Genomic DNA, 25,870 nt, shown 5'->3' with positions numbered 1-25,870 from the left:
TAGCCCCGCGTTGGTAATCTCGCCTACATTACCTCATTTTCATTTATATCATCCCACTATGTTTACCCTACCCGATCTTCCCTACGCCTTTAATGCACTCGAGCCCCACATCGACGCACGTACGATGGAGATCCACCACGGCAAGCACCATGCCGGCTATACCAACAAACTAAACGCTGCCCTGGAGGGCACCGATATGAGCGGTAAGTCCATCGAGGACATCCTCAAGAACGTCGGTAGCGCGAGCACCGCCGTACGCAACAACGGCGGCGGCTACTACAATCATAAACTCTTCTGGACCGTCATGAGCCCCAACGGCGGCGGCAAGCCCAGCGGTGCGCTTGCCCAGGCCATCGACAAAGCATTCGGAAGCTACGACAGCTTCAAGGAGAAGTTTGCCACCGCTGCCGGCGGACAGTTCGGCTCCGGCTGGGCCTGGCTCATTGTCAAGAGCAACGGCGAACTGGCCGTTACTTCTACCCCCAATCAGGATAATCCCCTGATGGATGTAGTGGACGTAAAGGGCACTCCGATCCTCGGGCTTGATGTCTGGGAGCACGCCTACTACCTCAACTACCAGAACCGGCGGCCGGACTACGTGTCTGCCTTCTTCGACGTAGTCAACTGGGAGGAAGTCAGCAAGCGTTACGCTGCAGCGAAATAAGCACGTTGCTTACCCACATTAAAAAAACCGCCACCCGTTTCCGGGTGGCGGTTTTCTTTTTAAAGCCGTAGTGGGATCTGTCTAGGACTCCGAAGACTGCATGGCATCACGGGCGGCGCTGCGGTAGCTCTCCATGCGGGTAGCATCGGCACTGCGGTAGCGGGGACCACACTTCTGCAGTACCTCCTTCATGTCGTCGTCCGACAGCTTAGCAAACTGCTCTACGGTGGTCACGCCAGCCTCTTCGAAGCGGGTAGCCATGGTAGCGCCTACGCCATTGATCTTGGTCAGGGGGCTGGCGGGCGGCTTGGTGGAGGGGCGACCGCGACGTCCGGTACCGCTAGTAGCTCTGGGCTTCTTCGCAGCGCTAGCCTTGGGGGCACCCGATTTGGCGGGGCGGCCCCGGCGGGGCTTGGGGCTGGTCTTTTCGGCAGCGGCTTCGCTTACGGTATCGGGAGCGTCGGAAACAGCCTGAGCCAATTCTTCGGCGGATACGTTGTTGTTGTACTGCTTGGCAGACTTAGCTGTTTTGCTTCCGTTGGAAGACGACGTACTGGACGAGTCGCTCTTTTTGGGCCGTCCGCGACGTGCGCCGGTAGATTTAGCGGCACTGCCGGAAGAGTCCTTCGACGCGCGTTTTGGCTTACTGGCCGTGGTAGCGGTAGAGTCGACGGGAGTAGCGGGGGCCTTGGAGGCTTTGCTCTTCTTGCGGGCCAGTTTTAGCTCCTGCTTGAGGCTGGCTACCTTTTGCTCCAGGCTCTTGATCTTGGCCTTGGAAGCCTTAAGCTTCTTCTTTGATTTCTTGTGCTTATCGGCACCTTCGGTAAAGGCTTCCTGTGCCGCGTCGAAGCGCGACATGATTGCCTTTAGCTCTTTTTTAAAACTTGCCATTAAGGTTGAATTGAGTGAATCGGACGGTCTATACTGGAGAATACCGCCTCGGGAGGAAGCAGCAGTAAAAACATCCGGTGAATAAATGAAAAAAGGACAGTTCTCCTAGGTTATACTTAAGCGTGTGCGTTTAACTAGGGTATAGGCTTCGCGCAGAGCATTGAGGGCCCGGCGCACCATCCATTTGGATATAGTATATAATACACGAATCCTTCAGATGTTCCAAGTATACTAAAAATATACTAAAAAAGGCTGTCCTTTAATGATTTCTCCGGTCCTCCCCCCAATTCAACTTCCCCCGTAGCGTATCCATGAAGGTAATTTCGGGCAATTTGACCAACTCGATACCGAAATCGTTCTTGCGCACCGCCAGCTCGTGCACCGCCGTAACGGTCTCAAACCGGCTATCGAGCGTAGACAGGAAGTTCTCCGCCCGTCCCTCGATCTGAAAGCTGACCACCGCATCATCGCTAATGACGATCGGCCGTACGTTCAGGTTGTGCGGCGCTACGGGTGTGACTACAAAATTACCGCTGCCGGGAAATACGATCGGCCCCCCGCAACTCAGGCTATAGCCCGTACTGCCCGTAGGGGTGGCCACGATGATGCCGTCCGCCCAGTAACTGTTCAAATATGCGCCATTGATATAGGTATGGATGGTGATCATCGAGGAGGTATCCCGCTTGAGCAGCGTAAAGTCATTGAGGGCATAGGGCGTATCGCCGAATATCGGCAGGTTGCTTTCCAGGTAGAGCATGTCTCGCCGCTCGGTCTCGAACCGGCCCCGGGCCAGTAGGCGCATGGCCTCCACCATCTTGGTCTTCTCTACCCGCGCCAGAAAGCCCAGCCGCCCCAGATTGATACCGAGGATGGGGATCTGGTAATTTTTGACCATTAGTAGCGCACTCAGGATCGTGCCGTCCCCACCCAGCGTGATGAGGATATCAAACTTCTTAATCCGGAAATCTAGATGGGTGTCAAAGATGCCCACATCCCGGCTGAAATTGATATGTGGCCGAATTTGCTCCAAGTAAGGCCCGTATACATACGTGGAAAATTTCTCAATTGCCAGCAAATTGAATAATTCCTGTACCGGACCCCGGTCATCTTCCTTAAATACCTGACTGTAAATGACTACCTGCATAATGGAGCCGATTGACGCGCGACCTATGGCAAGGTTACGAAATATACGGGGCACCCGGGTGGCTAGAAGGAAAGATTGAGGTTGAGGTACACCCCACCCTCTCCCAAATGGTTGCGGTTGTACTGTACACCAGCCACCATGTCGTAGTACAATACCACATCGAGGCCCGCCCCGACGCCGGTAAGCAGAATGTTGTTCAGGCGGTTCGATCCATCCACAAAGGGCGCATTGGCAATGCCCTGGTTGAACTGTAGGCTGAACAGCATCCGTAGGGGGATATACCGAAACGCATCAATAAATACGAGCTTACCCAGATCAAGTTTGGTCTCGAATAGTTCCCGCCGTACCCCCAGGCGCCAGATCAGCATATCCAGCCCGTCCACTACGTAAAATTGGTAGCCAATAAGGCCATTACTGCCGAACCCGATGGCCCGGTTCTCCAAAAATGGCTGGCGCGTACGGATCAGGCTGTACTTGCCCGCTAGACTATAGTTAAGGGAATACCGCTTGCCAAAGGGCACGAACCGCCGGTAATCGCCGTGTACCTCCAGTCCGTCCCGCTCTCCGTATATCCCGAGTCCTTCCTTGGCTATTCCGGCCGATAGATAGGTACCCTTCCAGGGGTAATTGCGCACGTCGCGCCGGTCGTTTGTAAAATCGTATCCCAATCGCACGTAGCGTTGATCGGTCCGGCCGCCACCGAAGAAATCCGGATTAAGCACCTGACCGATCGTATCGGCGATCTCCGAATGCCGCCAGCCGAACGAGACGCTGTGGGATACGTAGATACGGCGGCGGTACGACAGGGAGACCTCCGCCGAAGACCGCCGGTACACGAAGTTGTTGGGGTCGGAGTAGAATTCCTGCCGGTTATTACGCGTCAGGTAGTTCTGCTCCCGCCGCCGCAGGTAGTTGAAACTGACGTCCATTCCGATCGAGCCGCTCCGGTTGAGGTAGGGAAAGCCGTAGCTAGCCTGTAAGGATCGCGTATAGCCCGTAGTGAACCCCAGCTTGAGCCGGTCGCGCTGCCCGGTAAAATTGTAATAGTTCAGCTTCCCCCCTACGTTCACGCGGTCTAGCGAGCGGTCCTGCTCGTTCCACCACACGTTGAAATTGCGATCCGCCAACGAGAATACGGGGACGGGATAGATATACCAGGTTTCGCGCATGCTCACGATGAGGGTCATCTGCCCGCCATCCATCAGCTGCGCTGTATCGTAGGTGACCGTGGCCGAAGCAAACAGCCCCGTATTCATCAGGTTGTTGTAGCTGCGCGCCACCTCCTGCTCGAAGTCCGCTACGGCCAGCCGGTCGCCCCGCCCGAAGGTCATCTCCCGGTACACCACCCGGGGCCGGGTCTTCTTGTGGCCCACGAGATAGACCTCCTCTACGGTGAGGGAATCCCCCGGTCCCGCCCAGCACGGCAGACACAGTAGAGTAAAGGCAGCGAGTAAAAAAATCTTCATGCAGCAAGCTTAACACCACCCACGGGCTTTAAGTGGCGGACCAAGAACGACAAAAGCGAGGACTTAAACTGTCCTGTCAGCTACGCTTGCTCATAAACACGCCGACTAATACCAGTGCAATAGCCGGAACCTGTATCCAGACGACCCCTTCACCATCCACTACTCCCCACAGCAGGGCCACCACCGGGATCAGGTAGCTCACCGTACTGGCGAACACCGCCCCCGTACGCTGCACCAAACGGTAGTAGACCAGGCCGGCCAGCACGGTACTGCCTACCGCCAGAATACTCACGTACAGCAGGGCCATCGCACCGGCGTGCCCCGCCCCCACTACCGTAGGAATGACCTCGCCCACCGCCACGGCATAGACCAGCGCCGGCAGCCCCACCAGAAAGTAGCTCACCACCGTGATGGTCAGCGCCGGTACGTCCTGAAAGTAGTTCGCCACCAGATTGGCCGAAGTGCCGTAGCAGAAGCAGGCCAGCAGCACCAGCCCCGCGTACAGTAGCTGCTGGGTACCGCCCTGTCCGCCGGGGGAGTAGTAGGCCAGCGCAATGGCCCCCAGCAACCCTAGCGCAATGCCGATCACCTGCCGCTGCGCCGGCCGGTCGCGGAACACCAGCCAGGCCACCAGAAAGGTACACAGCGGCACCAGGCTGCTGAGCATACCCGTCAGACTACTGCTCAGGTACATCTGCGCCACGGGAAACAGAAAAGCCGGCAGCGCCGTCCCCGTCAGTCCTACTACGATCAAGAGCGGGATCTGCCCCAACCGCACCCGCCGCAGGTGGGTGATCGCAAGCGGCGCCAGGGCGATGGCCGATAAGCCCAGCCGCAGCACCGCCACCTGCCGGGCCGTGAAGACGTCCAGGCCCCACTTGATGAGTACGTAGCTACTTCCCCAGATCAGGCTCAGACCAAGTAACGTAAGAAAATCGCGCGCCGTAGGCCCTTCCTGCATGGCGGCGAAGGTACGTGCGCGGCCGCTGGTGCGATGCTACTCCCCGGGGTAGGTGACGCCGATGGTGTGCCGTACCTCCGTCAGCGTACGGTGTAGTAACAGACTGTCGTCGAGCGACCAGCGGGCAGACTCCCTAAGGCCCGCACGCACGTCCTCCATCACGGCCTGGGCCTCGTACAGGTAGCCCTTGCCCTCAAAGGCGTGGTAGTGGTTTTCCGGGGGTACGTCTTTGCCCCGCAGGATGCTGTAGCCCCGGGCCTCGTGGAAGCGGGGGTGGATGTGCAGACTCCCCTCGGTGCCCAGAATGAGGGCGTCGCACTTCGTAATGCCGAGTAGCGTGGAGTAGCAGTGGGCCAGCTTGCCCCCGGCGTATTCCAGGGTGACCTGGGTATCTACGTCGGCCCCCAGTGCGGTGCGTCGGGCCGTAGCGTGAATGGCCTGGGGGGCACCGAAAATGTACTGCGCCAGCCAGATGGGGTAGATTCCGATGTCCAGCAACGCGCCGCCGCCCAGGGCGGGGTTGAAGAGTCGGTCGCGATCGAAATCCTCGCGGGGCTGCCCCAGGAAGCCGAAATCGGCCCGCAGACTCTGCACCTCGCCGATACCTCCGGCGTCGATCACCTGCTTGGCTTCCAGTAGCGCCGGCAAAAAGCGAGACCAGAGGGCCTCCATCAGGTAGGTGCCGCTGCTACGCGCTGCGGTAATCATTTCGTTCACTTCCTCCAGGTTCAGTCCTAGGGGCTTCTCGCAGAGCACGGGGATGCCCCGTTCGAGGCACAGCAGGGTGAGCTCGCGGTGGCTGGTGTGGGGGGTGGCGATGTAGACGGCATCCACGCGGGGCCCGTCGAAGGTAGCCGCGTAACTGCCGGCGGCGTGGGGGGCGCCGTATTCGGTGGCGAAGGCTTGGGCGCGCTCCTGCGAGCGGGAGCCTACGGCGATGAGTTTAGCGTCGGGCAGGTGGCGGAGGTCCTGTGCGAAGCTGTGGGCAATCTTGCCGAGACCGAGAATGGCCCAGTGGAAGGTGGCGATGGTGGGGTGGTTTTGTGGGGGGGAAGGTAGGGGTTAGACGCCTTTGGCTGGTAGATCGCTTTGCTCGTTAGACGCCTTCGGCTGGTTAGACCCCTTCGGGGGTAGACCGCTGCGCGGGTAGGTGGGGATGCTCGCTTCGCTCGTGGGTGTGGTAGGTGGGAATGCTCGCTTCGCTCGTGGGTGTGGTAGGTGGGGATGCTCGCTTCGCTCGTGGGGTGTGGTAGGTGGGGATGCTCGCTTCGCTCGTAAGGTGTGATAGTGGGGATGCTCGCTTCGCTCGTGGGGTGTGATAGCTTAGCTTTAACTTTAAGCAAAGCAACCTTGTTGGGGGGGATCCGTTATATTGCCGTTCATTAAACTATCTGCTATGTCTGTTCAGCTTGATCTTGCTACTACGAATTTGAAACGCCGGGGCTTTTTGGACCTGGATGTGGATCCTACGCTGGACCTGGCGGCGGAGATCAACCGCCTGAAGAAGGAGCGCAATGCGGTGATCCTGGCGCATTACTATCAGGAGTCCGAGATACAGGATATTGCTGATTATATCGGGGATAGCCTGGGGCTGAGCCAGCAGGCGGCCTCTACGGATGCTGATATCATCGTGTTTGCCGGGGTGCACTTTATGGCGGAGACGGCGAAGATGCTGAGTCCACAGAAGAAGGTGTTGCTGCCGGACCTGAAGGCGGGCTGTAGCCTGGCGGATAGCTGTCCGGCACCCGTTTTCAAAAAATTCAAGGAAAAATATCCCGATCATGTAGTCGTGAGCTACATCAACTGTACGGCGGAGCTGAAGACGCTGACGGACATTTGCTGCACTAGTACGAACGCCCGCCACGTGATCGATTCGATCCCCCGCGACCAGCCCATCATCTTTGCGCCGGACGTGAACCTGGGCCGCTGGCTGATCAAGGAGACGGGCCGCGATATGGTGCTGTGGAACGGTAGCTGTATGGTCCACGAGATCTTCAGCCACGAGAAGATCACCAAGCTCAAGATGGCCCATCCGAAGGCGGCCTTTATCGCCCACCCAGAGTGCGAGGCGCATATCCTGGATATGGCGGATCACGTCGGGAGTACTTCGAGCCTGCTGCGCTTTACGCGGGAGAGCGCCTTCGATGAGTTCATCGTAGCTACCGAGCCGGGTATCATCCACCAGATGGAGCTGGCGATGCCGGATCGCGTATTCTACCCCGCCCCGCCCAATAATACCTGCGCGTGCAATGAGTGTCCGCACATGAAGCGCAATACCATGGAAAAGCTCTACCTCTGCATGGAGCACGAGCTGCCCGAGATCAAGCTACCGGAATGGGTGATCGAGCGGGGCGTGAAGAGTATCGACCGGATGTTGGAGATCTCCGCTAAGGCTGGGTTGTAGGCTCGCCTGGCGGCTGGTTGGACGCCTTCGGCTGGTTAGACGCCTTCGGGGGTAGACCGCCTGCGGCGGGGTAGACCGCTTTCAGCGGGTAGATAGGTGGCGGAGGAGGCGGGTGGTGATGGCTAGGCCGGGGAGGAGTAGGACCAGGCCGTAGAGGAGTCCGATGAGACGGAAGAAGCCGTCGGCGGTGAGGTATTCGAGGAAGGCCAGAAGTAGCGTGATGCTCAAGTTGACGATAAGGAAAGAAAGGTAGGCGCGTCCGATGGTGGTGCCGCTGAAGTCTGCATAGCGCGTCAGGCCCTCGTAGTATGCGCCGAATGCCTGGTTAAGGGGACGGGGCAGGGTCACTGCGGGGTGATGCTGAAGCTGTATTCGACCAGTTCGGTGACGGGTCGGCCGGTGGGGTGGGTTTGTTCCAGGAATACATCGATGCCGATAATCTCGGCGGTGTCCTTGCTGCTGCTGTCGAAGACCACTTCGAGGGTGCCGCTGTCGCCGGGTTGGTAGACCCTGCTGTTGTCGTGGGTGACGGTGGTGCAGTCACAGGCCTGGATGAGCATGATCTTGGCGGGTACCTGCCCCGTATTAGTGAAGGTATAGGTAAAGCTCCGCTGTTCGCCCTGCTTCACGGCACCGAGCTCGAGCTTGCGCTGGTCGAACCGTAGAATGGGCAGTGCGGCTACCTCCGCGGCAGGCTTGCCGTACAGTGTACTCATGGGATTGATCGGAGCAATAGAATCGGTACGGGCGGGCGGGGACGCCGGTGCAGTAGGCAGTCCGTTGCGCTCAGGACCCTCGATGGCGCGCTCGATGATATCCCGGCGGATGATGATCGAAGTAGGGCCCTCCAGTACCTTGAACTCCGTGCGGCGGTTAAGCTGGTGGGCGATCTCCTTGACGTCATTGCCGGCTAGGGATCTGATGTAGGGCTCCGAGAGTGTATCGCCGGCGGAGAATACGTTGCCAGTCCGCTCGGCCAGTCGCTCGGATACCACGATGGGCTGCGTCTCTCCGTAGCCCTTGAACTTGATGCGGGCGGCGGCAATACCGCCCTGGGCGATGAGCCAGCGGCGGGCGCTGTCGGCACGGCGCTTACTGAGGTTGAGGTTGTATTTATCGTCGCCGCGGAAGTCCGTATGGGAACCCAGCTCAATGACCAGGTCGGGGTACTCTTCCATGAGGGCGGTGAGTACGCGTAGGTCACCCTCTGCATCCGGACGGATATCGGATTTATCGAGGTCGTACAGGATATTCTCCAGGGCAATGGATTCTTCGATCTCGATGGTATCGTAGACCGGATTAGCTGCTGGATCCAACCTGAGGAAGAACACCTGTTCGTAGTCCTTGCTTTCTACTAGGCCGAGCGTATTGATCTCTACGGTATCGGGATAGTAGCCGGGGTGACTCGCTACTACGCTATACTCAGTTTCCAGGCTGAGCCCGAAGTCGAAGCGGTTGCCGTCGTCCCGTGACTTCTGGGTGCCATCGCCGAGGGGATTACCGTTGCGGATGGGTTGCAACTCGATAGTGCCATTGGAGAGGGGCTGGCGGTCTTCGCTGAATAGTCCAACGACCAACTTAGCACGGATGGTGGGGATCTCGAAGCCGTAGATATCGTCGCAGCAGGTTTTGCTCTTGACGGAGCGGCCTTCGCCCGGGCGGTTGCTGGTCATGAATCCGACTAGTCCGTCGCCGTAGACGCTCAGACTCTGGTCATCGACGGAGCTGTTGAAGCCAGGCCCCATATTGGTGGCTTCACTCCAGTTGCTGCCGTTCCAGGCGGAGTAGAACAGGTCGGTGCCGCCCATGGTGGGTAGCCCATTAGTGCTCCAGTACAGCGTGCCATCGAAGTAGAAGGGCGTCATATCATCGCCGACCGTATTGATGGCCTCGCCCAGGTTGACGGGGCTGGCGTAGCGGCCATCTCCCCGGTAGGTCGCGTAGTAAATATCGTAGCCGCCGAAGCCGCCGGCCATATCGCTGACGAAGAAGAGCACCTCCTCCCCGAAAAGCTCGCCGGTAGCCGGCTGCAGGGCTAGGTAGTCGTCGCTGTTGATGCCGCCTACGGGGTTGCCGCTCTTCCAACCATCGTCGCCTACATCGCTCAGGTAGATCTTGGCTTCAGCTACCTTGTTGCTCTTCATCCCGATGCGGTTATAGTACAGGCGGCGGCCGTCAGCACTCAGGCTGGGGTTGGCGCTGTGCACGCCGGGGCGGTTGACCTCACGGCCCAGGGGCTCGGGATCTTCCCATTCCCCTTCTTCGCCACGGGTAGCGCGGTAGACGCGGACGTACTGCCCATCGTCGTTAGCATCCGTAAATTCGATAGCCGCCGAGGCATCGGCCGTAGCGTAGTACAGCGTGGCCCCATCGGCGGAGAGCACAGGGGAGTATTCACTCCAAACAGTATTGATGCTGCGGTCCAGAAACTCCAGCTCCACGTCACCGGATTCCCGATCTACGTCGCGGTACATTCTGGCCCCTTCGATCTCGGTGCGGGCCAGGTAGTCGAGCACGGTATCCTGATTGAACTGTAGGAAGTTCTGCAGGTAGGTGACGGCCTCGTCGTACTGCTCATCCATCTTCAGGGCGCGGCCAAAGTAGAAGCGATGAATATTGTTGGTCGTGTCACTGGCTTCGGTGCGGCGGAAGGCGCGGGTGTAGCCGCGGATAGTAGCGGCTACGTCGCGCAGTTCGTAGTTCATCTGCGCGATGAGGGGTAGCAGGGCCTCATCCTCGTTCTTATCGTAGGCTTCCCGGTAGTTGTCCAGGGCGACGGTCCAGTTGTACGTGGCCCGGGCGGAATCTGCGGCGGCCAGCAGTTGCTCTTCGTTGGAGCTACCGGCCAGGGGCTGTGCGACCAAGGGGAGGCCGAGCAGCAGAAGGAGGGCCGACAGGGTAAATGTGATACGCATGAAGCAGCAAAGTGAATGAACAAGAAGAACGCGGAAGAAGCTAAAACCGAGGGAGAACCGGCTAGATTTTTGGACATAACATCGTGGGTACGACGGTCGGCTTCTTGTAGATATTAATAATGTAGGCCGCGCTGAGCTCGAAGCCCCCCTGGTAGTTGGTCACCGTCCGCGCATCGCTCAGGGTGATGTCGTAGCTGAGCGCGGCCCGCAATTGCTCGTAGTCTATACCCACCAGCACCTGCGCCGCGTCGCCCGTCCGGTACCCCAGCCCCAACCGCAGGTTGACATTAGGTTTGAGGGAGCGGCTGCCCCAGGCCTGTACGGAAGCCGCCGTCACGCCGGCTGAATTCTGCACGAATACCGAGGGCTGAAAGCGCCACTTTTCGCTCAGCTCCAGGTCGAGCCGGGCGTGGCCATGTAGTGTGCCCCGGCGGCGGCGTTCGTCGTCGCCGGCCCGCGGACCGCTCACCAGGGTATCGATGCCCGTGGTGTCGTTGCTCATCGGCAGCAGGGAGTTGCGCTTCGGGCCGTTCAGGTGGATCAGGGATATACCTACTTCCAGCAGGTTATTCTTGTCCGGATCGAGTACCGAGCGTAGCATTACGCCGGCATTGATGTCGGTGTAGCTTTCGCCATCTCCACCGGCACCGCCCATGCCCTGGGGCTGGAACTCGCCCTGCGTCTGCCCGCCACCGCCCAGTCCGGGGTCGATCGTGAGCTGCTGCACCAGTACGGGATTGCTTACGTCGAGACTGTAGGACGTGCTTCCGTACTGCGCGCCCAGGGTGAACACATTGCGGCGGTTATCATCCAGGGCCAGGTGGTAGGCGGCCGAGAAGCCGAAGTAATTGGACTTGAGGGTGAGGTCGCCCCCGGCGCCGGCCCGGTCGCTAATGAGGTTGGCCCCCGCACCGATCCAGTCGTTCTTGCGGAAGCCGCGCACTACGGGAGCGTCGACGTAGGCACTCGGGGTGGAGAGTCCGTTGAGGGTGTACCACTGTCCGCGGTAGATGCCGCCTACGCGGGCCGAACCGCTGAAGGCGCCGGTCTGCGCCGGATTGAGCCAGAGCGGATTGTAGTCGTGCAGGGTAAAGTGGGTATCCTGGCCCTGTAGGCGTACCGTGGCCAGCAAGAACAGTAACGCAAGCGGGTAAAGGATGGAACGCATGGGCAAGGTTTACGGGCCAAGATAAGGCACCGTTCCTTACTTCCGCACCAGGGGTCGTTTGTATACCGGCACCGTGCTGCAGGGCTCTCCGAACATGATGGAACGGGCCACGGGCCGCAGCTTAGCGGTGATCTCCAGGTAGGCCGCCGGAGGCAGCTCGCGATCCCCGCACCCCTTGACTACTACGCGCTGATCGCGGTAGTCCGCCGCGTCCAGTCCGCGCACTGCCGCACGGTAATGATCGCGCAGGTACTCGGCTTCCGTGCCCTGATAGATATCGCTGGCGTGGGGAGCAGCGGCGGCGGCAACGAGCATATAGGCCCAGGCCGGAATGATGGCATCGGCCGAGCAGAATACCAGGAGCACCTTATCCTGATACTGACTGAAGTCGTGGGCCTTAATCGCCGCACGGAAGTCCTTTTCCTTCAGGATCAGCTCCATAAAGAGGTAGTCCTTCAGGTCGAAGGCGACCAGCGGCTGCTGGGGCCAGAAGTCTTCGAGGTTGAGGGTGATGAGTCCGGAGTTCGCTACCTTATTTACCATCTGCTGTGTCGGATGCGTCCACGAGAATATCTTCGGGGGTACCGATGCTCTCGGGCAGTTTAAACTCCTTCGGGTGGGGCAGGTCCGTGAGGGCCTTGAGGCCGAAGTAGTCCATGAATCGGTCGGTCACGCCGTACAGCAGGGGTTTGCCCACGCTGTCGGCCCGTCCGGTGATGGTAACAAGCTCCTTTTCCAATAGTTTCTGCAGGGCATAGTCGCAGCTCACCCCCCGGATCTTCTCCAGCTCGGAGCGGGTCACGGGCTGGCGGTAGGCGATGATACTGAGGGTTTCTAGGGCCGAGCGGCTGAGTTTCTTCGTACTCTGTTGCCGCAGGTGGGTGCCGATGGTCTGGTGGTACGCTCCCTTGCTCATAAACTGGTAGCCGCCGGCGATCTCTACGATCTCAAAGCTGTGCTGGGCGTGGTCGTACCGCCGCCGGAGCACCCCGATGGCTTCGCGCACGGAGTCGTTGGTGAAGGCCAGTCCGAAGGTTTCCTCCAGCACCCCGCGGATCTCGTCCAGGGGAATGGGCTGCGGCGCGGCGAAAATGAGGCATTCGACGTGCTGGGGCAAAAACTCCATCATTCTTCCTCGAAGTTGGTGCGGATATGCCGTAGTAGGCCCTGTAGGCGGTGGTAGTCTTCCTCCCCCAGCCCCGCCCAGGTCTGCTTGCGCAGTTGCTCTACACGTGGCATGAGTTTGTCGTGCACGCCCCGCCCCGCGGTAGTGAGTGCGACCAGGTAGCGGCGGCGGTCGTTGGGAAAGCGCTGCCGCTCGACCAGCTTTTTCTTAGCCAGCTTGTCGATGATGCGGCTCACGGTCGGTGCATCCTTGAAGGTGCCGTTGGCCAGTTCGGTCTGGCTGGCGCTTCCCTCGGTGTAGAGCCGGTCCAGCAGTACCCATTGTTCGGTGCTGATGTCCACTCCCTCCTCCTTAAATGCGCGCAGGTAGTACTGTTTGAGCAGACGCGTGGTACGGTCCAGTACGGTACCGACATTGGGGTAGGCAAGTGTGTTCACGTCGCTAAGGTACGGTGGTCAGCAAACTATTCCGGTAGTACTCCCCCAGCAGCCGCTCCGGTAGCCAGTGACTGCCGGAGTAGTGGTGGAGTGCCACCGACGGCAGGGGACCATAAATGCTCTGCAGCCGATCGTGGTGCAGCAGCGGATCCCTATCTCCTACGAATACCGTACACACCATCGCGTGGCGCTGTAGCGCGCGCTCGAATGCCTCGGCCCGGGGAGGAAACTTGAGCACGCTGCGTAGGGTGCCCGCGATGCGCCGGCGGAACGGCCGGTCGTTCAGGTTCGACTTCAGGTACTCGGCCGAGTAGCGGTTGATGATGCCCCGCTTGCTCAGCCAGCCGGAGAGGCGCAGGATCGAGCGCGGCCGCTCCGAGATGCGCGCCAGGGGCCGCACCAGCATGGAGGGCAGGGTATCGATCCAGTTGGTGTACCGGCCGCCGGCTCCGTCGGGCGCTACCAGCACCAGGTCGCGCAGGTCCGGATGTTCCAGTCCCGCCAGGCAGGAACTCAGGTACCGCCCGCCCAGGCTATGTCCCATGAGAAAGACCGGCCGGTCGGGGTAGCGGTCCAGCAGCTGCTGCAGGATGCGCGAGAACTCCCGCGGCGTATAGCGGTCGTCGTACCACTCGGTCTTGCCGTGGTACGGCAGGTCGGGAGCCAGGGTAGTAAACTGATCACCCAGTTGCAGGCCGAGCCGTTCCATGCGCGCGCCGCTGCGGCCGAATCCGTGCACCGCCAGCAGGATCGCCCGGCCATTGCCGTACTGCCGCACGTATACGCGGTTCTCCGGAGCACCGGCTTGCCGGGCAGGACGGGTTTCATTAAGCCAGAAATGGGTAGTCATAGGCAGGTAACACTACGAAGGTGGAATAGGATTGCACCGCTCAGGTCCACGGACCGCGCTCCGTTGTCTCCCCATCAATGAGTGCGAGGTGATCCACGAAGTCCGTGCGCGGTATGCCCTGCCCCCCCAGGGTCTTCAGGTGCTTGGTCTCCTGCTGGCAGTCTACCAGGCGGTACCCGCGCTGCTCCAGCCTACGCACCAGGGAGATGAAGCCGAATTTACTCGCATTAGGCCGGCGGAAGAACATGCTCTCGCCAAAGAAGACCTTTCCGAGCGCGAGTCCGTACAGCCCCCCGACCAGCTCGTCCCCTTCATATACTTCTACACTGTGCGCGATGCCGAGCTCGTGGAGACCTACGTAGCCCTCGATCAGTTCGTCCGTGATCCAGCTGCCCCACTGCCCGGGCCGGTATAGTCCACGACAGGCTTCCATCACCTCGCGGAAGCGGGTGTCGTAGGTGACGCGGTATTTCTGCTGATTGAAGTAGGGGCGCATGCTCTTACTCACCTTCAAGTCAGCGGGGAACAGCACGAAACGTGGATTAGGGTGCCACCAGAGGATGGGCTCCCCTTCGGCAAACCAGGGGAAGTAGCCCAGGCGGTAGGCCGCAAAGAGCCGCTCCGGACGCAGGTCCCCCCCAAAGCAGGCGGGGCCCTCTCCATTAGACCGCAGGGGATCGGGAAAAAGGTCCGGAAAGCGTGGATCCAGACGGTACAGCGACATGGGCTAGCCTTTGCCCTCGATGACGGCGCTCAGGCCGCGGTCGCACAGGGCGTCTTTTTTCGGCCGCAGCTCGTTGAAGGCAGCCGACTTTACCGTAGCCTTACCCTTGAGGTGGATCATCAGCGCGAGCTGCTCGCTCTGTTCGGAGCTGTGTCCCAGCACTTCCACGAAGCTCTGCATCACCCAATCGAAGGTGTTGTGGTCGTCGTTGAACACGATCAGGTCAGCGGGCTCGCCGATGCTGACGTCGATGTCTTCTTCCAGTAAGACATCCTCCTTGCCGGATGCGAATATGCTCATAAGTAAAGGCACTAAAGTCAAGAAAAAACTACGCCAGGGCCGTCAAAGTTGCCTTAATAGCAGAATAATCGGGTTGATCCCCCGCCGAGGCCAGTACTTCCGTATACCGGATCACCCCCTCCTCATCCACCACGAAGGCCGCGCGCTTACTTACGCCCTCCATACCCAGTACGAAGGTGTCGTACAGGGCACCGTACTGCCGGCTTACCTCCTTATTAAAGTCACTCAGCAGGGGGAAGTTCAGGCCCTCGGCAGCCCGGAAGCGCTCCAGGGTGAATACACTATCTACGCTGATCGCCACGATATCCGTTTCCAGACTGTTGTACTCGCTCAGGGCATCGCGCATCGTACAGAGCTCCTCGGTGCAGGTACCGGTGAAGGCCAGCGGGAAGAATAGTACGAGGAGCCGGCGGCCCCGGTAATCGTCCAGCTTTACCGCGTTTTTTTCGTGGCTGTAGAGTTCGAACAGGGGGGCTTTGTCGCCTATTTTCAGGGGCATATGCTGGTAGGTATGGATAGGGGTAAAGACACCCCGCGGCGGCGAATGTTTGCCACGTCGTACTTTACCTGCATGGCATTCCCCCTCCTCCGCGACGCCTTCGAAGGCGATTCCGCCGAACTCAGTGATTTTAGTGCCATCCTCCAACGCGAACTGCGCCAGGCCGCACAGGAGTTGGATAGCGCCATCCGTACCCGCGACGCACAGGCCGTAGCCGACCTCAAACACAAGCTCAAGACCAGCCTACAGCTGCTCGGCGATGCACAGCTCAAGGTCAACCTCGCCCGGCTCGCCACCGATATGCAGGGGGGGCACGCTCCCTCCCCCAGCGCCCGCGAGCAGGTCGTCGTACGGCTGCGCCAATTGGCCACTGCCCTGGAACGCGAGCAGTGGTAACTTCCTAGGCGATCCCCTTGCCCTTCATTGCTGCGGCTACGTTCCGGTCCAGCGCCTCGTGGGCCAGCGGCGCGGTAAATTCGTTAAGCTCCGCCAGCCGGTCATTGATCGCATCCTTATCGTCTCCGGCTACACTCGCAGCCAGCCGCTCCACGTAGCGGTTGATCTCAGTGACCTGCTCCTCCGTCAGCCACGTATTCTGCTGTAAAAATTTGCGCGCACTGAGCAGTACGTTGTTCGCTTCCGTGCGGGCTTCGGCCAGACTGCGCGCCGCCATATCCGCCTCGGCATTGTTCAGGCTGTCGATCAGCATCAGCGCCATTTCTTCCTCCGTGATGCCGTACTGCGACTTGATGGTCACGCTCTGCTCCGTCCCGCTGCGGTGCTCGGTAGCCTTCACGCGCAGGATACCGTCGGCATCCAGGTAAAAGTGGATCTCGATCTGCGGTATCCCGGCCGGCATCGGCGGGATACCCGTCAGTACGAATTCCCCCAGCTTGCGGTTGTCCGCCACCATATCACGCTCGCCCTGGTACACGGCTACCTTCAGTTTTACTTGCCCGTCTACACTGGTGGTGTACTTGCGGCCCACCCGGGTCGGCACCTTGGAGTTGCGCGGTATGATGGGGTCCATCAGTCCGCCGACCGTCTCGATGCCCAGACTCAGCGGCGTGATGTCCAGCAGCAGTACGTCCTGCTGGTTGCCCGCCAGTACGTCGGCCTGTATCGCGGCACCCAGGGCTACTACCTGATCGGGGTCCAGACTGTCGTTCACATCTTTGCCAAAGAACTCCCCCACCCGGTGCTTCACCAGCGGTATGCGGGTGCTCCCCCCCACCATGATCACGTGGTCGATAGCGCTCGTCTCCAGCTCAGCGTCACTCAGGGCGCGGCCGCAGGATGCGATGGTTTTCTCCACGAGCGGCGCAAATTTTTCCTCGGCCGCCGTGCGGGTGATGGCTACGGAAGTACCGCGGTAGTCGGCAGTGAACGACTCCTCCCGGCTCAGTGCTTTTTTGGCGCGTTCGGCCAGCAGGCGCAGCTCACCCCGCTCCTCGGCGGTGTCGGCGCTCAGGCCATAGGTCGAGCGCCAATAGTCTATGATGGCCTGATCGAAGTCGTCACCCCCCAGGAAGGTATCTCCATTGGTAGCTAGCACCTCGAAGATGCCCTGCTCTATCCGTAATATGGATACATCGAAGGTGCCGCCGCCAAGGTCATATACCGCGATCGTACGTCCCTCATCCTCATCCTTGAGTCCGATCCCGTAGGCCAGGCTGCTCGCGGTGGGCTCATTGACGATCCGCAGCACGTCCAGCCCGGCGAGCTTGCCGGCATCGCGCGTGGCCTGCCGCTGCGTATCGTTGAAGTAGGCCGGCACGGTAATTACCGCCCGGGTGACGGGGGTGCCCAACTCCTCCTCGATGCGCAGTTTGAGCTCCGCCAGAATTTTGGCGGATAGCTCGATGGGACTGTAGTACTTCACGCCCCCCTCCCGATCGGGCACGGCGATCTTCACTAGCCGGTCTTCGTCCTCGTCGATGATGCGGTAGCCGAAGCGGTCCTTCACCGCGGTCAGGTCGGAGTAGCTCTTGCCCAGCAGGCGCTTGACGGAGTAGATGGTCCGCTCCGGGGCCGTGGTCAGGTACTGCTTGGCGGACTCACCGACCAGGGTACTGCCGTCGTCCTTGAAGTGTACGATGCTGGGTACCAGCACGCTCTTGCCGTCCTTGCCGGCTACGGCGACGGCCTTGCCGTCCTGCACGTGGGCGACCAGGCTATTGGTGGTGCCCAGGTCGATGCCGACGATGGTTTCCCCGCGGGTGGATACTGCTGCTGATTCGGCGACCTTGCCGGCCTGGAGGTCGATACTATACTTTGCCATGGGGTGAATACATACACGGGGCGGGGCGGGTTCTACACGCGGCGGGCCTGCAGCCGTTCGGAGCGGTCGTTCGGGGGGTCGCCAGGGCGCGGAACGTAGGCGTGCACCCCCTTGTCGAACGCACGATCCACCCAGCGATTGAGTTTATTCCGCGTACCGGAAGACCGCATATAGATAGGTAAGGCGGTAAAGTCTATGTCCTGACTCGCAGCGATCTGGTCCTCCACGCCGGCCGCCTGCAGATGCTGCGCCAGAAAGAAGCCGGCGATCCGTTCGTTCCAGCCCGCCTTATTCCCCCAGTAGTGCCCGATGCTGCCGTTGGCCGCGGCTAGTCCGCCCCGCTCGGCCAGGGCTACGGAGAGCGCAAACTGCTCCACGAGCCGGCGGGTCACCCCGGCCGCGCACATTGCATCGCACAGGTCGAGCGCGAGCTGAATGGCCTCCGCGGCCCGGTCGGCGGCCAGACCCACTACGCCGGCATTGTACATCGTACTCTTCCCGTCGATGGGTATACCGGCGAAGTTGTTGCCACTGCACTGCCGGTACATCCTGCGCTCGGTGCTGGTGGGTAGCTCCCCCAACTCCCCCTCCCGGGCGTGCATCAGGTGAGTACCGGTGGCCAGCACCTCCTCCAGTGTAGATAGCTCGCCGAAGCAGAAGGTATCGGCGTCCAGGTATACGAGTGACTCGCCCGGATACTGTTGTTGTAGCGCCTCCAGGGCCTTGATCTTGATGCGCCAGAAAAAGTCGTGCGGTCCCCGCCACTCCTGCAATTGCCCTGGTGTGGTGACGCGCAACTGTACCCGATCACCGAGCAGGCGGTAGTAATCGGGTGCATCGGTGTAGACGACACACTGCACCCGCGGCCCCGCCCCCTGGAGTACGGTCATGGCGGAAAAAACGGCTTGTTGGTGGACCCGGACGTCCTGTCCGAAGGTGAGATACAACACGATCATGGCGGTAAAGCTACGGTGGTGGGCCTTCGTCGATAAAAGTTGGTGGTCTGCCCCGCCGCTGGCATGTTTGCGCTTACCTAATCAACCCTACATGCTTACCGCTATTTACACCGCCTTCGTGGAGGCCTTTCGCAACCTGCGCAGTAATTTCTTTCAGACGTTTCTCTCCGTACTCGGCATCATCATCGGGGTGGGTGCCCTGGTGACCATGCTGGCCCTGATCGACGGACTGGAGCAGCTGGCCCGCGATAGTATTGCTGACAAGAGCGCCATGGAGACGGTGACCGTGCGCAAGAACACCTTCCGTATGGTGGACGGGCTGCGGGTGCAGCTGGACCGCACCATCGATATATCGCAGCCGCTCATGGACAGTATGCTGGCCGACCTCCCCTACCCCGCCGCCAGTCAGTTGTTCGCTACGGGCACCGTACTGATCGACCGGCCGGATACGACCGAGGAGCTGGCCGTGCGGTATACGGCCGTCTCGCTGCCCCTGGTGGAAGAGCTGGATAGCGTAGCCTACGGACGTACGCTCGAGGCCGAGGACCGCGAACGTGATGTCGTGGTGATCGGTCATACCCTGGCGCGCCGCCTGATCGGTACCTCCCGGGATGTAGTCGAGGCCGTGGGGCTCCGTATAGCGGTATTCGGGCAGGAGCTGGAGGTGGTAGGCGTGAGTCCGCCGACCGAAGACGATATTCTGCAGACTATGCTACCACTGCGCGTGCTCGACCGGGCGGACAATGGACTGACCTACTCCGCAGCCGGGCTGGTCAATTTTGCGCGAATCGAGGACGTGCGGCCGGGCAAGGTATTTATCGACGACTGGTTTGCCGCCCGCTTCCCGGCCATCGAGCAACCCGTACAGACCTTAGCCAGCCTGGAGATGGTCGAGAACCTGGAGCTGGGCTTCAGTCTGTTTCGGCTGGTGATGAGCTTTCTGATCGGGATCGCGGTGGTCGTGGGCGGCGTAGGCGTGATGAACGTACTACTCATGTCGATCACCGAGCGCACTGCGGAGATCGGCGTGCGCAAGGCGGTGGGTGCCAACCGACGGCGCATCGTTACGCAGTTTTTGTCGGAGAGTGTGGCCATCTCGGTGATCGGTAGCGTGTTCGGGCTGCTGCTAGGCATAGTGATGGCACTGATCAGCGCGGCGGCCATCTCGTACTTCGCCGGCTTTGATTTTTCGGCCGTATTCAGCGGGCAGACGATGGCCGTGGTGGCCGTAGTAGCGGTGCTCACCGGTATCGTATTTGGCACGTACCCAGCGCGGCGGGCGGCGGCGCTCGACCCGGTGCGGGCGATCCAGCGCACGTGAACCAGACCGTCGAATGGACCGTATCGCCGGGCTGACTATATTACCCGCTAAACCTAGTACACCATGATGGTATCCATTAATTCTGACAACCCCCAGGCACGACTGATCAAGCAGATGGTCGGCATCCTCGAAGAGGGCGGGGTGATCATCTACCCCACCGACACCGTCTACGGGATCGGCTGCGACATCACCAACAAGAATGCCGTAGAGCGCGTAGCCCAGATCCGGGGCATCGACCCCCAGAAGGCGATGTTCAGCTTCATTTGTCAGGATATCAGTCAGGTCACCGAGTACTCGGCTACCATCAACAACGACATCTTCCGGGTCATGAAGCACAACCTGCCCGGTCCCTTCACCTTCATCCTGAAGTCTAACAACCGGACCCCCAAGGTGCTCAAGAACCGCAAGGAAACCATCGGCGTACGCATCATCGATAACAATATCGTAGACGCCCTGGTCCGCGGACTAGGCCGGCCCATCCTCACGGCCAGCCTCAAGCACGACGATACGGTGATGGAATACTACACCGACCCCCACGAGATCGATGCCGCCTACGGCAAGCGCGTGGACGCGATCATCAACGGGGGAACGGGTGGCGATCAGGCCAGCACCATCATTGACTGCACCGGCGAGCAGGCCGTGCTGCAGCGCGAAGGGGTCGGCGTACTGAAGTAGGTCAGCCTCTAGAGCTCTTCCCGCGACCAGTCCGTCTGCCCTACGTAGATGAGCACCACGCCACCGATGATCATCGCCAGGCGCACGGCAAAGGACAGGGCCACACTGTAGGTATACAGCCACGACAGGAAGAAAATATCCACGCCTACCAGATTAAGCAGGATCGAAACCAGGCCCAGGAAGAATAGAATGAAGCCGATGACGGTCAGGGTAGTGGAGTGCTTGAGCATAGTAGGTAGGATCGCTTTGCAGGGAAACTACCCGGGGGCCGGTGGTGTTGTCGGGCCAGGAAGGAATCCTGGCCCCGACCGGCCCGGCACCCCTTAAAAAACGCATTGATTTGCCTAGAGCCATCAAACTTATCGAGTGTCCCCGCGACGCCATGCAGGGCCGGCACGCCTTCATCCCTACGGCGGTGAAGACGGCCTACCTGCAGCAGCTACTGGCCTGTGGTTTCGATACGCTCGACTTCGGCAGCTTCGTCTCCCCCAAGGCCATCCCCCAGATGCGCGATACGGCCGAGGTGGTCGCGGGCCTGGACCTGAGCGCCACCCAGACCAAGCTGCTGGCCATCGTAGCCAACCGCCGCGGCGCTGAGGCCGCCCTGCAGCACCCCCAGATCGACTACCTGGGCTACCCCTTTTCCGTCTCCGAGACCTTCCAGCTGCGCAACACCAATGCTACCCTGGCCGACAGCGTAGAGCGGGTCAAGCGCATCCAGGAGCTCACGCAGCGGGCCGGCAAGCAGATGGTGGTATACCTGAGTATGGGCTTCGGTAATCCCTACGGGGATCCCTGGAACGCGGAGGTCGTGGAGCAGTGGCTGGTCCGGCTGGCGGAGCTCGACATCACCATTTTTCAGCTTTCGGATACCATCGGCGTCAGCTCACCGGCCAGCATCAGCTACCTGTTCGCCAACCTGATCCCCCGCTACCCCCAGCTGGAGATCGGTGCCCACCTGCACACCACCCCCACCAGCTGGCAAGAAAAAGTGGTGGCGGCGGCCGAGGCCGGTTGCGTGCGCTTCGACGGGGCGGTGCGCGGCTTCGGGGGCTGCCCCATGGCCCGCGACGAGCTCACGGGCAACATGCCTACGGAGCGGCTGGTGGAGTACTTCGGTGCGGAGCGAAGCGGGATCGACGCGGACTGCTTTGCCGCCGCGATGGCCTCCTCTCTCGACGTATTTCAGGACTAAGGTCGAGCTCTCGACCCAAAATATTTAATGGGGGCCACACACCTAAGCCCGCCCGGAAAGCATTTACTTTACGGAACACATCCAGCGTATGCGTCATCTTCTCCTTGGTTTTGCCCTGCTTTACTCCCTCCTGGCCGTAGCCCAGACCGGCTACACCAAGGTAGACGGCAAGTATTACCCCTACGCCCTGGATGACTGCGGAGACACCCTCATCATTGCCGAGCTCAGCGACGTATCGATCAGTTCACCCGAGTTCTTCGCCAGCGAGGAGGAGTACAAGCTCTACCGCCGCTACCGTATTTACGCCCAGCGGGTCTACCCCTATGCGGTAGATGCCATCCGCGTATTCCGCGAGACCGAGTACATGACGCAGAACATGAACAAGCGCGACCGCCGCAAGTACATCAAGCGGCTGCAGGACGAGCTGGAGACCAAGTTCGAGGATCCCCTCAAGAAAATGTCTAAGACCCAGGGCAAGGTGCTCATTGCCATGATCGAGCGCGAAATCGATACCCCTATCTACGAGCTCATCAAGGACCTGCGCGGCGGACTTACCGCCCGCTACTGGGCCACCCTGGCGGGCTTCTACGGCCACAAGCTCAAGCATAAGTATACCGTGGGCGACGACCCCATCTTGGACGCCGTGCTCGACGATTTCGACGTCAGCTATGAGCTACCGGAGCAAACGGCTACTCTTCCAAGATAACGATCTCCTCCAGCAGAAATTCCAGCGGCGTATCGGCCGGCACCAGCGTATCCCCGTTCGGCGCTACCAGCCCCTCGGTCCCGTAGGCCAGCTCGCTCGGCGTGAGGATGCGCAGCCGTGCGCCCGGCCGCACCCGCTGCAGGGCCAGGTTCCAGGCTGGAATGAGATCCCCCAGTCGAAACCGCAGCGGCGTACCCCGCTTGAAACTGTTGTCGAATTCCCGCCCGTCCAGGAAGTTACCTACGTAGTGTACGCTCAGGATATCCCCCGCTAGCAGCGGGTTGTAGGCACCTGTATCCAGCACCTCGTAGAAGTAGCCCTCCGGCGCGGCGTATACGTCGTAATTGCGGTCGATGGCCCGGTTGATGATCGCGTTGCGTTGCCGGCCGGCCAGGTCGTCCGAGGGACTGAGCTGCGTGATCAGTCGCTCCTCGATGGCCCCGCGCTCGGCTGGCGCGCGTTCGGCATCCGCGGTAGGTTCCGGGGCGGTTCCGCAGGTGCAAAGAAATAATACCATCCAGGACAAGAGCAAGCGATACATACACGACAGTTTGAACATACAGGGACCGGCTAAAGTACCGTTTCTACATCCTACCCTGACCCCACTCTACATGCGCTACTTCATCGCTTGCCTCTTCTTCATCATTCTTTGCACCTGGCTTACATGCGGGGCCCCTTCCCCACATGACGCAGGCCTGGACGAACACACGGAGATCGACGACCTGGGCTACCGCACCGAGTACACCACCGACCCCGGCACCGGCGAGCGCGAGGGCATGGCCCGCCGCTACGGACCCGACGGAAAACTCGTAGCGGAGGAAAACTACCTGGCCGGTCAGCTCGACGGCACCCGCACGGCCTACTACCCCGACGGCAGCGTAGAGATCGTGGAAAACTACCGCGCCGGACAGTTCGAGGGTGAGTACATCACCTACGACTCCACCGGCAAGCTGCGCCTGCGGGGGCAGTACCGCGACGGTAGTATGGGCGAGGTCTGGACGCGCTACTGGCCCGACGGCGGGGTGCGCGAAGAAGTATCCTTTGCCGACAACCGGGAAAATGGCCCCTTCCGCGACTGGTACGAGAATGGCCAGCCCAGTGCCGCCGGCAGCTACCGGGATGGCAAAGAGCAGGGGACGCTCTACGTATTCGATGAGCTGACGGGTGAGCTGACGGCCATCCGCGACTGCCAGGTGGGGGTATGTACTACGCAGTGGCGGCGGGAGGAGGGCACTCCGGCACCGTCTGCGGCACCGGACATGACGCGTCCGCCCGCAGTCAATGCCACGAACTAGCAGCAACTAGCATCCTAGCTTACGTAACTTGTGGGCTATGCGAGCTTTGTGTGTTTGGGTACTGGTACTGGCGTGGGGTGTAGCGGGCGCGCAGATCGGTGGCGTGTCGGCCTACGAATTCCTCAATGCACCTAATTCAGCGACCGTAGCCGCTATGGGCGGGCACCATATAGCCCTGATGGACGACGATGTCACCCTGGCCAACCGCAACCCCAGCCTGCTTAACTCCACCATGCACGGCAAAGCTGCCCTGAGCCATGCCTTCCTGCCCGCCGGCATCAACAACAGCTACCTCACCTACGCCCGCCACCGCGAGAACCTGCGTACCACCTTCCAGGCCGGACTACAGTACATCAATTACGGTGGTGACCTGGTGCGGCGCGATCCCACTGGTCAGGCCCAGGGGGACTTCAGCGCCTCTGAATTCGCGCTCACGGCGGGGGCGGCCCGCGAGGTGGCCGACCGGCTCAGCGTGGGCGTTAATGTAAAATTGCTGGCTTCCCAACTGGCGGGCTACAACAGCTTCGGGCTCGGGCTGGACGCCGGGGTGCACTACCGGGATACCTCGGGCCGCTTCCAGATCTCACTGCTGGCGCGCAACTTCGGCCGGCAGCTTAGCCACTACGGCGATACCCGCGAGCCTATGCCCTTCGAGCTACAGGTCGGCGTGGTGCGCGAGCTCAGGTATCTGCCCTTCCGCTTTTCGGTGGTCTATCGCTACCTCGACCGCTGGAACGTCCTCTACGATGACCCCGAAGCCGAGGACAACAACACGCTGACCTTTCTGGGCGAAGAACAGACGGGCGGACGGGGCGCCGGTGCAGTGTTTTTCGATAACCTGGCCCGTCACTTCGTCGTGAACGGCGAGCTGCTGATCGGCAAGCGGCGCAACCTGCGGGCCCGCATCGGGTACAACCACGGGCTGCGGCGGGAGCTGCGGCTGACGGATTTCCGCTCCGGAGCGGGTTACAGCTTCGGCTTCGCCTGGGAGACGCGGCGCTTCAGCCTGGCCTACGGGCGGGGCACGTACCACCTGGGCGGCGGGGTGAATCAGCTCAGTCTGGGCACGACCATTCGCTAAACCGGCGGGGCGTGTATCTTGGCTGGCCGTTGATCACCCGTTAAACCCAACTTACGTGCTTACCCCCGAACTTGTATCCTACCTCGGCGAGCTGCTGGGTACGGCAATTCTGATCTTACTCGGCAATGGGGTGGTCGCAAATATGCTACTGGCCAAAACCAAGGGAAACGGCAACGGGCTGATGCCCATCGCGGTAGCCTGGGCCGTGGCGGTGTTCGTGGGGGTATTCGTGACGGCTCCCATGAGCGGAGCACACCTCAACCCAGCCGTCACCCTCGGGCTGGCGGTAGTCGGCAAATTCAGCTGGCTATTGGTACCCGGATACGTGGTGGCCCAGATCGCCGGCGCCTTTTTGGGTCAGGCGCTGGTCGTGCTATCCTACCGCGATCACTACGCCGCAACGGAAGATACGGGCCTTGTACTGGCCACCTTCAGTACCGACCCGGCCATCCCGAATCACCTGTCTAATATCCTGACCGAGGCCATCGGCACCTTCGTGCTGGTCTTTGCCGTGCTGTACATCACGGGACCTAAATTCGGTGATGCGCCGGGCAGTCTGGGTGCCCTGGATGCCCTGCCGGTAGCCCTGGTGGTACTGGGGATCGGTCTTTCGCTGGGGGGCCCGACGGGCTATGCGATCAATCCGGCCCGCGATCTGGGTCCGCGTATAGCGCACGCTCTGCTGCCGCTGGCCAATAAGGGGGGAAGCAACTGGGCGTATTCGTGGGTGCCGGTAGTGGGACCCATCATTGGTGCACTAGTAGCGGCGGGGCTGTGGCACGTCGTGCCGGTAGCGCTGTAAAAAATCGGT

General features: G+C 60.6%; 29 protein-coding genes. 10 read left to right on the top strand and 19 right to left on the bottom strand.

Going from position 1 to position 25,870, the window contains the following annotated elements; genetic code table 11:
* The first annotated feature begins 58 nt into the window (after positions 1-58).
* Positions 59-664 (top strand): superoxide dismutase, encoded by a 606-nt coding sequence (locus MJQ68_RS12395; RefSeq protein ID WP_238751435.1) that lies wholly within the window; start codon positions 59-61, stop codon positions 662-664.
* Between the two features lie 81 nt (positions 665-745).
* Here MJQ68_RS12395 and MJQ68_RS12390 read toward each other — a convergent pair whose 3' ends face one another.
* The 5 genes from MJQ68_RS12390 to MJQ68_RS12370 all read right to left on the bottom strand — a co-directional run bounded on the left by MJQ68_RS12390 (position 746) and on the right by MJQ68_RS12370 (position 6,134).
* Positions 746-1,555 (bottom strand): hypothetical protein, encoded by an 810-nt coding sequence (locus MJQ68_RS12390; RefSeq protein WP_238751434.1) that lies wholly within the window; start codon positions 1,553-1,555, stop codon positions 746-748.
* Between the two features lie 259 nt (positions 1,556-1,814).
* Complete coding sequence (locus MJQ68_RS12385) at positions 1,815-2,699, bottom strand: NAD kinase (RefSeq protein ID WP_238751433.1); 885 nt, start codon at positions 2,697-2,699, stop codon at positions 1,815-1,817.
* Between the two features lie 62 nt (positions 2,700-2,761).
* Positions 2,762-4,165 carry a BamA/TamA family outer membrane protein gene (locus MJQ68_RS12380; RefSeq protein ID WP_238751432.1) on the bottom strand — a complete coding sequence of 468 codons (1,404 nt, stop codon included), beginning with the start codon at positions 4,163-4,165 and terminating at the stop codon, positions 2,762-2,764.
* A gap of 76 nt (positions 4,166-4,241) precedes the next feature.
* Positions 4,242-5,126: a DMT family transporter gene (locus MJQ68_RS12375; RefSeq protein WP_238751431.1), complete on the bottom strand. Its 885-nt coding sequence runs from the start codon at positions 5,124-5,126 to the stop codon at positions 4,242-4,244.
* Positions 5,127-5,162: 36 nt separating this feature from the next.
* Entirely contained in the window at positions 5,163-6,134 is a 972-nt protein-coding gene (locus tag MJQ68_RS12370; RefSeq protein WP_264759012.1) for a Gfo/Idh/MocA family protein, read from the bottom strand.
* Between the two features lie 388 nt (positions 6,135-6,522).
* On the opposite strand from MJQ68_RS12370, the gene nadA reads away from it, so the two are divergent.
* A complete protein-coding gene (gene nadA, locus MJQ68_RS12365; protein WP_238751430.1) occupies positions 6,523-7,530 on the top strand; it encodes a quinolinate synthase NadA in 1,008 nt (335 codons plus the stop codon).
* A gap of 81 nt (positions 7,531-7,611) precedes the next feature.
* On the opposite strand, the gene MJQ68_RS12360 is transcribed toward nadA, so the two are convergent.
* From MJQ68_RS12360 to MJQ68_RS12315, 10 genes are all read right to left on the bottom strand, one after another.
* Positions 7,612-7,878 (bottom strand): hypothetical protein, encoded by a 267-nt coding sequence (locus tag MJQ68_RS12360; RefSeq protein ID WP_238751429.1) that lies wholly within the window; start codon positions 7,876-7,878, stop codon positions 7,612-7,614.
* The gene (locus tag MJQ68_RS12355) at positions 7,875-10,445 is read right to left on the bottom strand and encodes an OmpA family protein (RefSeq protein WP_238751428.1); all 2,571 of its coding nucleotides are present in this window, start codon (positions 10,443-10,445) and stop codon (positions 7,875-7,877) included. Before MJQ68_RS12355 ends, MJQ68_RS12360 begins: the two co-directional genes overlap by 4 nt.
* A 61-nt stretch (positions 10,446-10,506) precedes the next feature.
* Entirely contained in the window at positions 10,507-11,613 is a 1,107-nt protein-coding gene (locus tag MJQ68_RS12350; RefSeq protein WP_238751427.1) for a PorP/SprF family type IX secretion system membrane protein, read from the bottom strand.
* 36 nt (positions 11,614-11,649) lie between these two features.
* On the bottom strand, positions 11,650-12,156 hold the full coding sequence (locus MJQ68_RS12345) for a DUF2480 family protein (RefSeq protein WP_238751426.1): 507 nt from the start codon (positions 12,154-12,156) through the stop codon (positions 11,650-11,652).
* Entirely contained in the window at positions 12,146-12,742 is a 597-nt protein-coding gene (gene scpB, locus MJQ68_RS12340; RefSeq protein ID WP_238751425.1) for an SMC-Scp complex subunit ScpB, read from the bottom strand. Before scpB ends, MJQ68_RS12345 begins: the two co-directional genes overlap by 11 nt.
* Positions 12,739-13,176: a MarR family winged helix-turn-helix transcriptional regulator gene (locus tag MJQ68_RS12335; protein ID WP_238751424.1), complete on the bottom strand. Its 438-nt coding sequence runs from the start codon at positions 13,174-13,176 to the stop codon at positions 12,739-12,741. The genes scpB and MJQ68_RS12335 overlap by 4 nt, the downstream gene beginning before the upstream one ends.
* Positions 13,177-13,180: 4 nt before the next feature.
* The gene (locus tag MJQ68_RS12330) at positions 13,181-14,026 is read right to left on the bottom strand and encodes an alpha/beta fold hydrolase (RefSeq protein ID WP_238751423.1); all 846 of its coding nucleotides are present in this window, start codon (positions 14,024-14,026) and stop codon (positions 13,181-13,183) included.
* 40 nt (positions 14,027-14,066) lie between these two features.
* Positions 14,067-14,750, bottom strand: coding sequence for a leucyl/phenylalanyl-tRNA--protein transferase (gene aat, locus MJQ68_RS12325; protein ID WP_238751422.1), 684 nt, complete (start codon positions 14,748-14,750; stop codon positions 14,067-14,069).
* Positions 14,751-14,753: 3 nt separating this feature from the next.
* Entirely contained in the window at positions 14,754-15,050 is a 297-nt protein-coding gene (locus MJQ68_RS12320) for an ATP-dependent Clp protease adaptor ClpS (RefSeq protein WP_238751421.1), read from the bottom strand.
* Positions 15,051-15,078: 28 nt separating this feature from the next.
* Positions 15,079-15,549 (bottom strand): redoxin domain-containing protein, encoded by a 471-nt coding sequence (locus MJQ68_RS12315; protein ID WP_238751420.1) that lies wholly within the window; start codon positions 15,547-15,549, stop codon positions 15,079-15,081.
* A 72-nt stretch (positions 15,550-15,621) separates the two neighbouring features.
* Here MJQ68_RS12315 and MJQ68_RS12310 point away from each other — a divergent pair, with 72 nt between their 5' ends.
* The gene (locus tag MJQ68_RS12310; protein WP_238751419.1) at positions 15,622-15,945 is read left to right on the top strand and encodes a hypothetical protein; all 324 of its coding nucleotides are present in this window, start codon (positions 15,622-15,624) and stop codon (positions 15,943-15,945) included.
* Positions 15,946-15,949: 4 nt separating this feature from the next.
* Here MJQ68_RS12310 and hscA read toward each other — a convergent pair whose 3' ends face one another.
* Both hscA and MJQ68_RS12300 read right to left on the bottom strand, forming a co-directional pair.
* Positions 15,950-17,830, bottom strand: coding sequence for a Fe-S protein assembly chaperone HscA (gene hscA, locus MJQ68_RS12305; RefSeq protein ID WP_238751418.1), 1,881 nt, complete (start codon positions 17,828-17,830; stop codon positions 15,950-15,952).
* Between the two features lie 32 nt (positions 17,831-17,862).
* Positions 17,863-18,786 carry a hypothetical protein gene (locus MJQ68_RS12300; protein ID WP_238751417.1) on the bottom strand — a complete coding sequence of 308 codons (924 nt, stop codon included), beginning with the start codon at positions 18,784-18,786 and terminating at the stop codon, positions 17,863-17,865.
* A 91-nt stretch (positions 18,787-18,877) separates the two neighbouring features.
* Here MJQ68_RS12300 and MJQ68_RS12295 point away from each other — a divergent pair, with 91 nt between their 5' ends.
* Positions 18,878-20,107 (top strand): ABC transporter permease, encoded by a 1,230-nt coding sequence (locus tag MJQ68_RS12295; RefSeq protein WP_238751416.1) that lies wholly within the window; start codon positions 18,878-18,880, stop codon positions 20,105-20,107.
* Positions 20,108-20,170: 63 nt separating this feature from the next.
* Positions 20,171-20,782, top strand: a complete 612-nt coding sequence (locus MJQ68_RS12290; RefSeq protein WP_238751415.1) for an L-threonylcarbamoyladenylate synthase — start codon at positions 20,171-20,173, stop codon at positions 20,780-20,782.
* An 8-nt stretch (positions 20,783-20,790) separates the two neighbouring features.
* Here the strand turns inward: MJQ68_RS12290 and MJQ68_RS12285 are convergent, their stop codons facing one another.
* On the bottom strand, positions 20,791-21,012 hold the full coding sequence (locus tag MJQ68_RS12285) for a hypothetical protein (protein ID WP_238751414.1): 222 nt from the start codon (positions 21,010-21,012) through the stop codon (positions 20,791-20,793).
* A gap of 152 nt (positions 21,013-21,164) precedes the next feature.
* Between MJQ68_RS12285 and MJQ68_RS12280 the strand changes: the two genes are divergently transcribed.
* Together MJQ68_RS12280 and MJQ68_RS12275 are read left to right on the top strand one after the other, a co-directional pair.
* Positions 21,165-21,977: a beta/alpha barrel domain-containing protein gene (locus MJQ68_RS12280; RefSeq protein WP_406612997.1), complete on the top strand. Its 813-nt coding sequence runs from the start codon at positions 21,165-21,167 to the stop codon at positions 21,975-21,977.
* Positions 21,978-22,065: 88 nt separating this feature from the next.
* Positions 22,066-22,683 carry a DUF4294 domain-containing protein gene (locus MJQ68_RS12275; protein WP_238751412.1) on the top strand — a complete coding sequence of 206 codons (618 nt, stop codon included), beginning with the start codon at positions 22,066-22,068 and terminating at the stop codon, positions 22,681-22,683.
* Here the strand turns inward: MJQ68_RS12275 and MJQ68_RS12270 are convergent.
* Positions 22,667-23,224: an FKBP-type peptidyl-prolyl cis-trans isomerase gene (locus MJQ68_RS12270; protein ID WP_238751411.1), complete on the bottom strand. Its 558-nt coding sequence runs from the start codon at positions 23,222-23,224 to the stop codon at positions 22,667-22,669. The two genes, MJQ68_RS12275 and MJQ68_RS12270, sit on opposite strands and share 17 nt — an antisense overlap.
* 10 nt (positions 23,225-23,234) lie before the next feature.
* Here MJQ68_RS12270 and MJQ68_RS12265 point away from each other — a divergent pair, with 10 nt between their 5' ends.
* The 3 genes from MJQ68_RS12265 to MJQ68_RS12255 are packed head-to-tail and all read left to right on the top strand — an operon-like array spanning position 23,235 to position 25,861.
* The gene (locus MJQ68_RS12265) at positions 23,235-23,978 is read left to right on the top strand and encodes a toxin-antitoxin system YwqK family antitoxin (RefSeq protein ID WP_238751410.1); all 744 of its coding nucleotides are present in this window, start codon (positions 23,235-23,237) and stop codon (positions 23,976-23,978) included.
* A 37-nt stretch (positions 23,979-24,015) separates the two neighbouring features.
* The gene (gene porQ, locus MJQ68_RS12260) at positions 24,016-25,059 is read left to right on the top strand and encodes a type IX secretion system protein PorQ (protein WP_238751409.1); all 1,044 of its coding nucleotides are present in this window, start codon (positions 24,016-24,018) and stop codon (positions 25,057-25,059) included.
* Positions 25,060-25,114: 55 nt separating this feature from the next.
* Positions 25,115-25,861, top strand: a complete 747-nt coding sequence (locus MJQ68_RS12255; protein WP_238751408.1) for an MIP/aquaporin family protein — start codon at positions 25,115-25,117, stop codon at positions 25,859-25,861.
* The last annotated feature ends 9 nt before the right edge of the window (positions 25,862-25,870 follow it).

Origin of the sequence: Neolewinella maritima (assembly GCF_923081025.1) — a bacterium.
Lineage (GTDB): Bacteria > Bacteroidota > Bacteroidia > Chitinophagales > Saprospiraceae > Neolewinella > Neolewinella maritima.
Note: the sequence above shows the minus strand (reverse complement) of the source record. Positions and strands in the feature narration are given on the sequence as shown.

Excerpts from the sequence above, each read along its gene's own strand:
- MJQ68_RS12395 (WP_238751435.1), top strand. The coding sequence starts at position 59 with ATGTTTACCCTACCCGATCTTCCCTACGCCTTTAATGCACTCGAGCCC.
- MJQ68_RS12390 (WP_238751434.1), bottom strand. The coding sequence starts at position 1,555 with ATGGCAAGTTTTAAAAAAGAGCTAAAGGCAATCATGTCGCGCTTCGAC.
- MJQ68_RS12385 (WP_238751433.1), bottom strand. The coding sequence starts at position 2,699 with ATGCAGGTAGTCATTTACAGTCAGGTATTTAAGGAAGATGACCGGGGT.
- MJQ68_RS12380 (WP_238751432.1), bottom strand. The coding sequence starts at position 4,165 with ATGAAGATTTTTTTACTCGCTGCCTTTACTCTACTGTGTCTGCCGTGC.
- MJQ68_RS12375 (WP_238751431.1), bottom strand. The coding sequence starts at position 5,126 with ATGCAGGAAGGGCCTACGGCGCGCGATTTTCTTACGTTACTTGGTCTG.
- nadA (WP_238751430.1), top strand. The coding sequence starts at position 6,523 with ATGTCTGTTCAGCTTGATCTTGCTACTACGAATTTGAAACGCCGGGGC.
- MJQ68_RS12355 (WP_238751428.1), bottom strand. The coding sequence starts at position 10,445 with ATGCGTATCACATTTACCCTGTCGGCCCTCCTTCTGCTGCTCGGCCTC.
- MJQ68_RS12350 (WP_238751427.1), bottom strand. The coding sequence starts at position 11,613 with ATGCGTTCCATCCTTTACCCGCTTGCGTTACTGTTCTTGCTGGCCACG.
- MJQ68_RS12345 (WP_238751426.1), bottom strand. The coding sequence starts at position 12,156 with ATGGTAAATAAGGTAGCGAACTCCGGACTCATCACCCTCAACCTCGAA.
- scpB (WP_238751425.1), bottom strand. The coding sequence starts at position 12,742 with ATGATGGAGTTTTTGCCCCAGCACGTCGAATGCCTCATTTTCGCCGCG.
- MJQ68_RS12330 (WP_238751423.1), bottom strand. The coding sequence starts at position 14,026 with ATGACTACCCATTTCTGGCTTAATGAAACCCGTCCTGCCCGGCAAGCC.
- aat (WP_238751422.1), bottom strand. The coding sequence starts at position 14,750 with ATGTCGCTGTACCGTCTGGATCCACGCTTTCCGGACCTTTTTCCCGAT.
- MJQ68_RS12320 (WP_238751421.1), bottom strand. The coding sequence starts at position 15,050 with ATGAGCATATTCGCATCCGGCAAGGAGGATGTCTTACTGGAAGAAGAC.
- MJQ68_RS12315 (WP_238751420.1), bottom strand. The coding sequence starts at position 15,549 with ATGCCCCTGAAAATAGGCGACAAAGCCCCCCTGTTCGAACTCTACAGC.
- MJQ68_RS12310 (WP_238751419.1), top strand. The coding sequence starts at position 15,622 with ATGGCATTCCCCCTCCTCCGCGACGCCTTCGAAGGCGATTCCGCCGAA.
- hscA (WP_238751418.1), bottom strand. The coding sequence starts at position 17,830 with ATGGCAAAGTATAGTATCGACCTCCAGGCCGGCAAGGTCGCCGAATCA.
- MJQ68_RS12300 (WP_238751417.1), bottom strand. The coding sequence starts at position 18,786 with ATGATCGTGTTGTATCTCACCTTCGGACAGGACGTCCGGGTCCACCAA.
- MJQ68_RS12295 (WP_238751416.1), top strand. The coding sequence starts at position 18,878 with ATGCTTACCGCTATTTACACCGCCTTCGTGGAGGCCTTTCGCAACCTG.
- MJQ68_RS12290 (WP_238751415.1), top strand. The coding sequence starts at position 20,171 with ATGATGGTATCCATTAATTCTGACAACCCCCAGGCACGACTGATCAAG.
- MJQ68_RS12285 (WP_238751414.1), bottom strand. The coding sequence starts at position 21,012 with ATGCTCAAGCACTCCACTACCCTGACCGTCATCGGCTTCATTCTATTC.
- MJQ68_RS12280 (WP_406612997.1), top strand. The coding sequence starts at position 21,165 with ATGCAGGGCCGGCACGCCTTCATCCCTACGGCGGTGAAGACGGCCTAC.
- MJQ68_RS12275 (WP_238751412.1), top strand. The coding sequence starts at position 22,066 with ATGCGTCATCTTCTCCTTGGTTTTGCCCTGCTTTACTCCCTCCTGGCC.
- MJQ68_RS12270 (WP_238751411.1), bottom strand. The coding sequence starts at position 23,224 with ATGTATCGCTTGCTCTTGTCCTGGATGGTATTATTTCTTTGCACCTGC.
- porQ (WP_238751409.1), top strand. The coding sequence starts at position 24,016 with ATGCGAGCTTTGTGTGTTTGGGTACTGGTACTGGCGTGGGGTGTAGCG.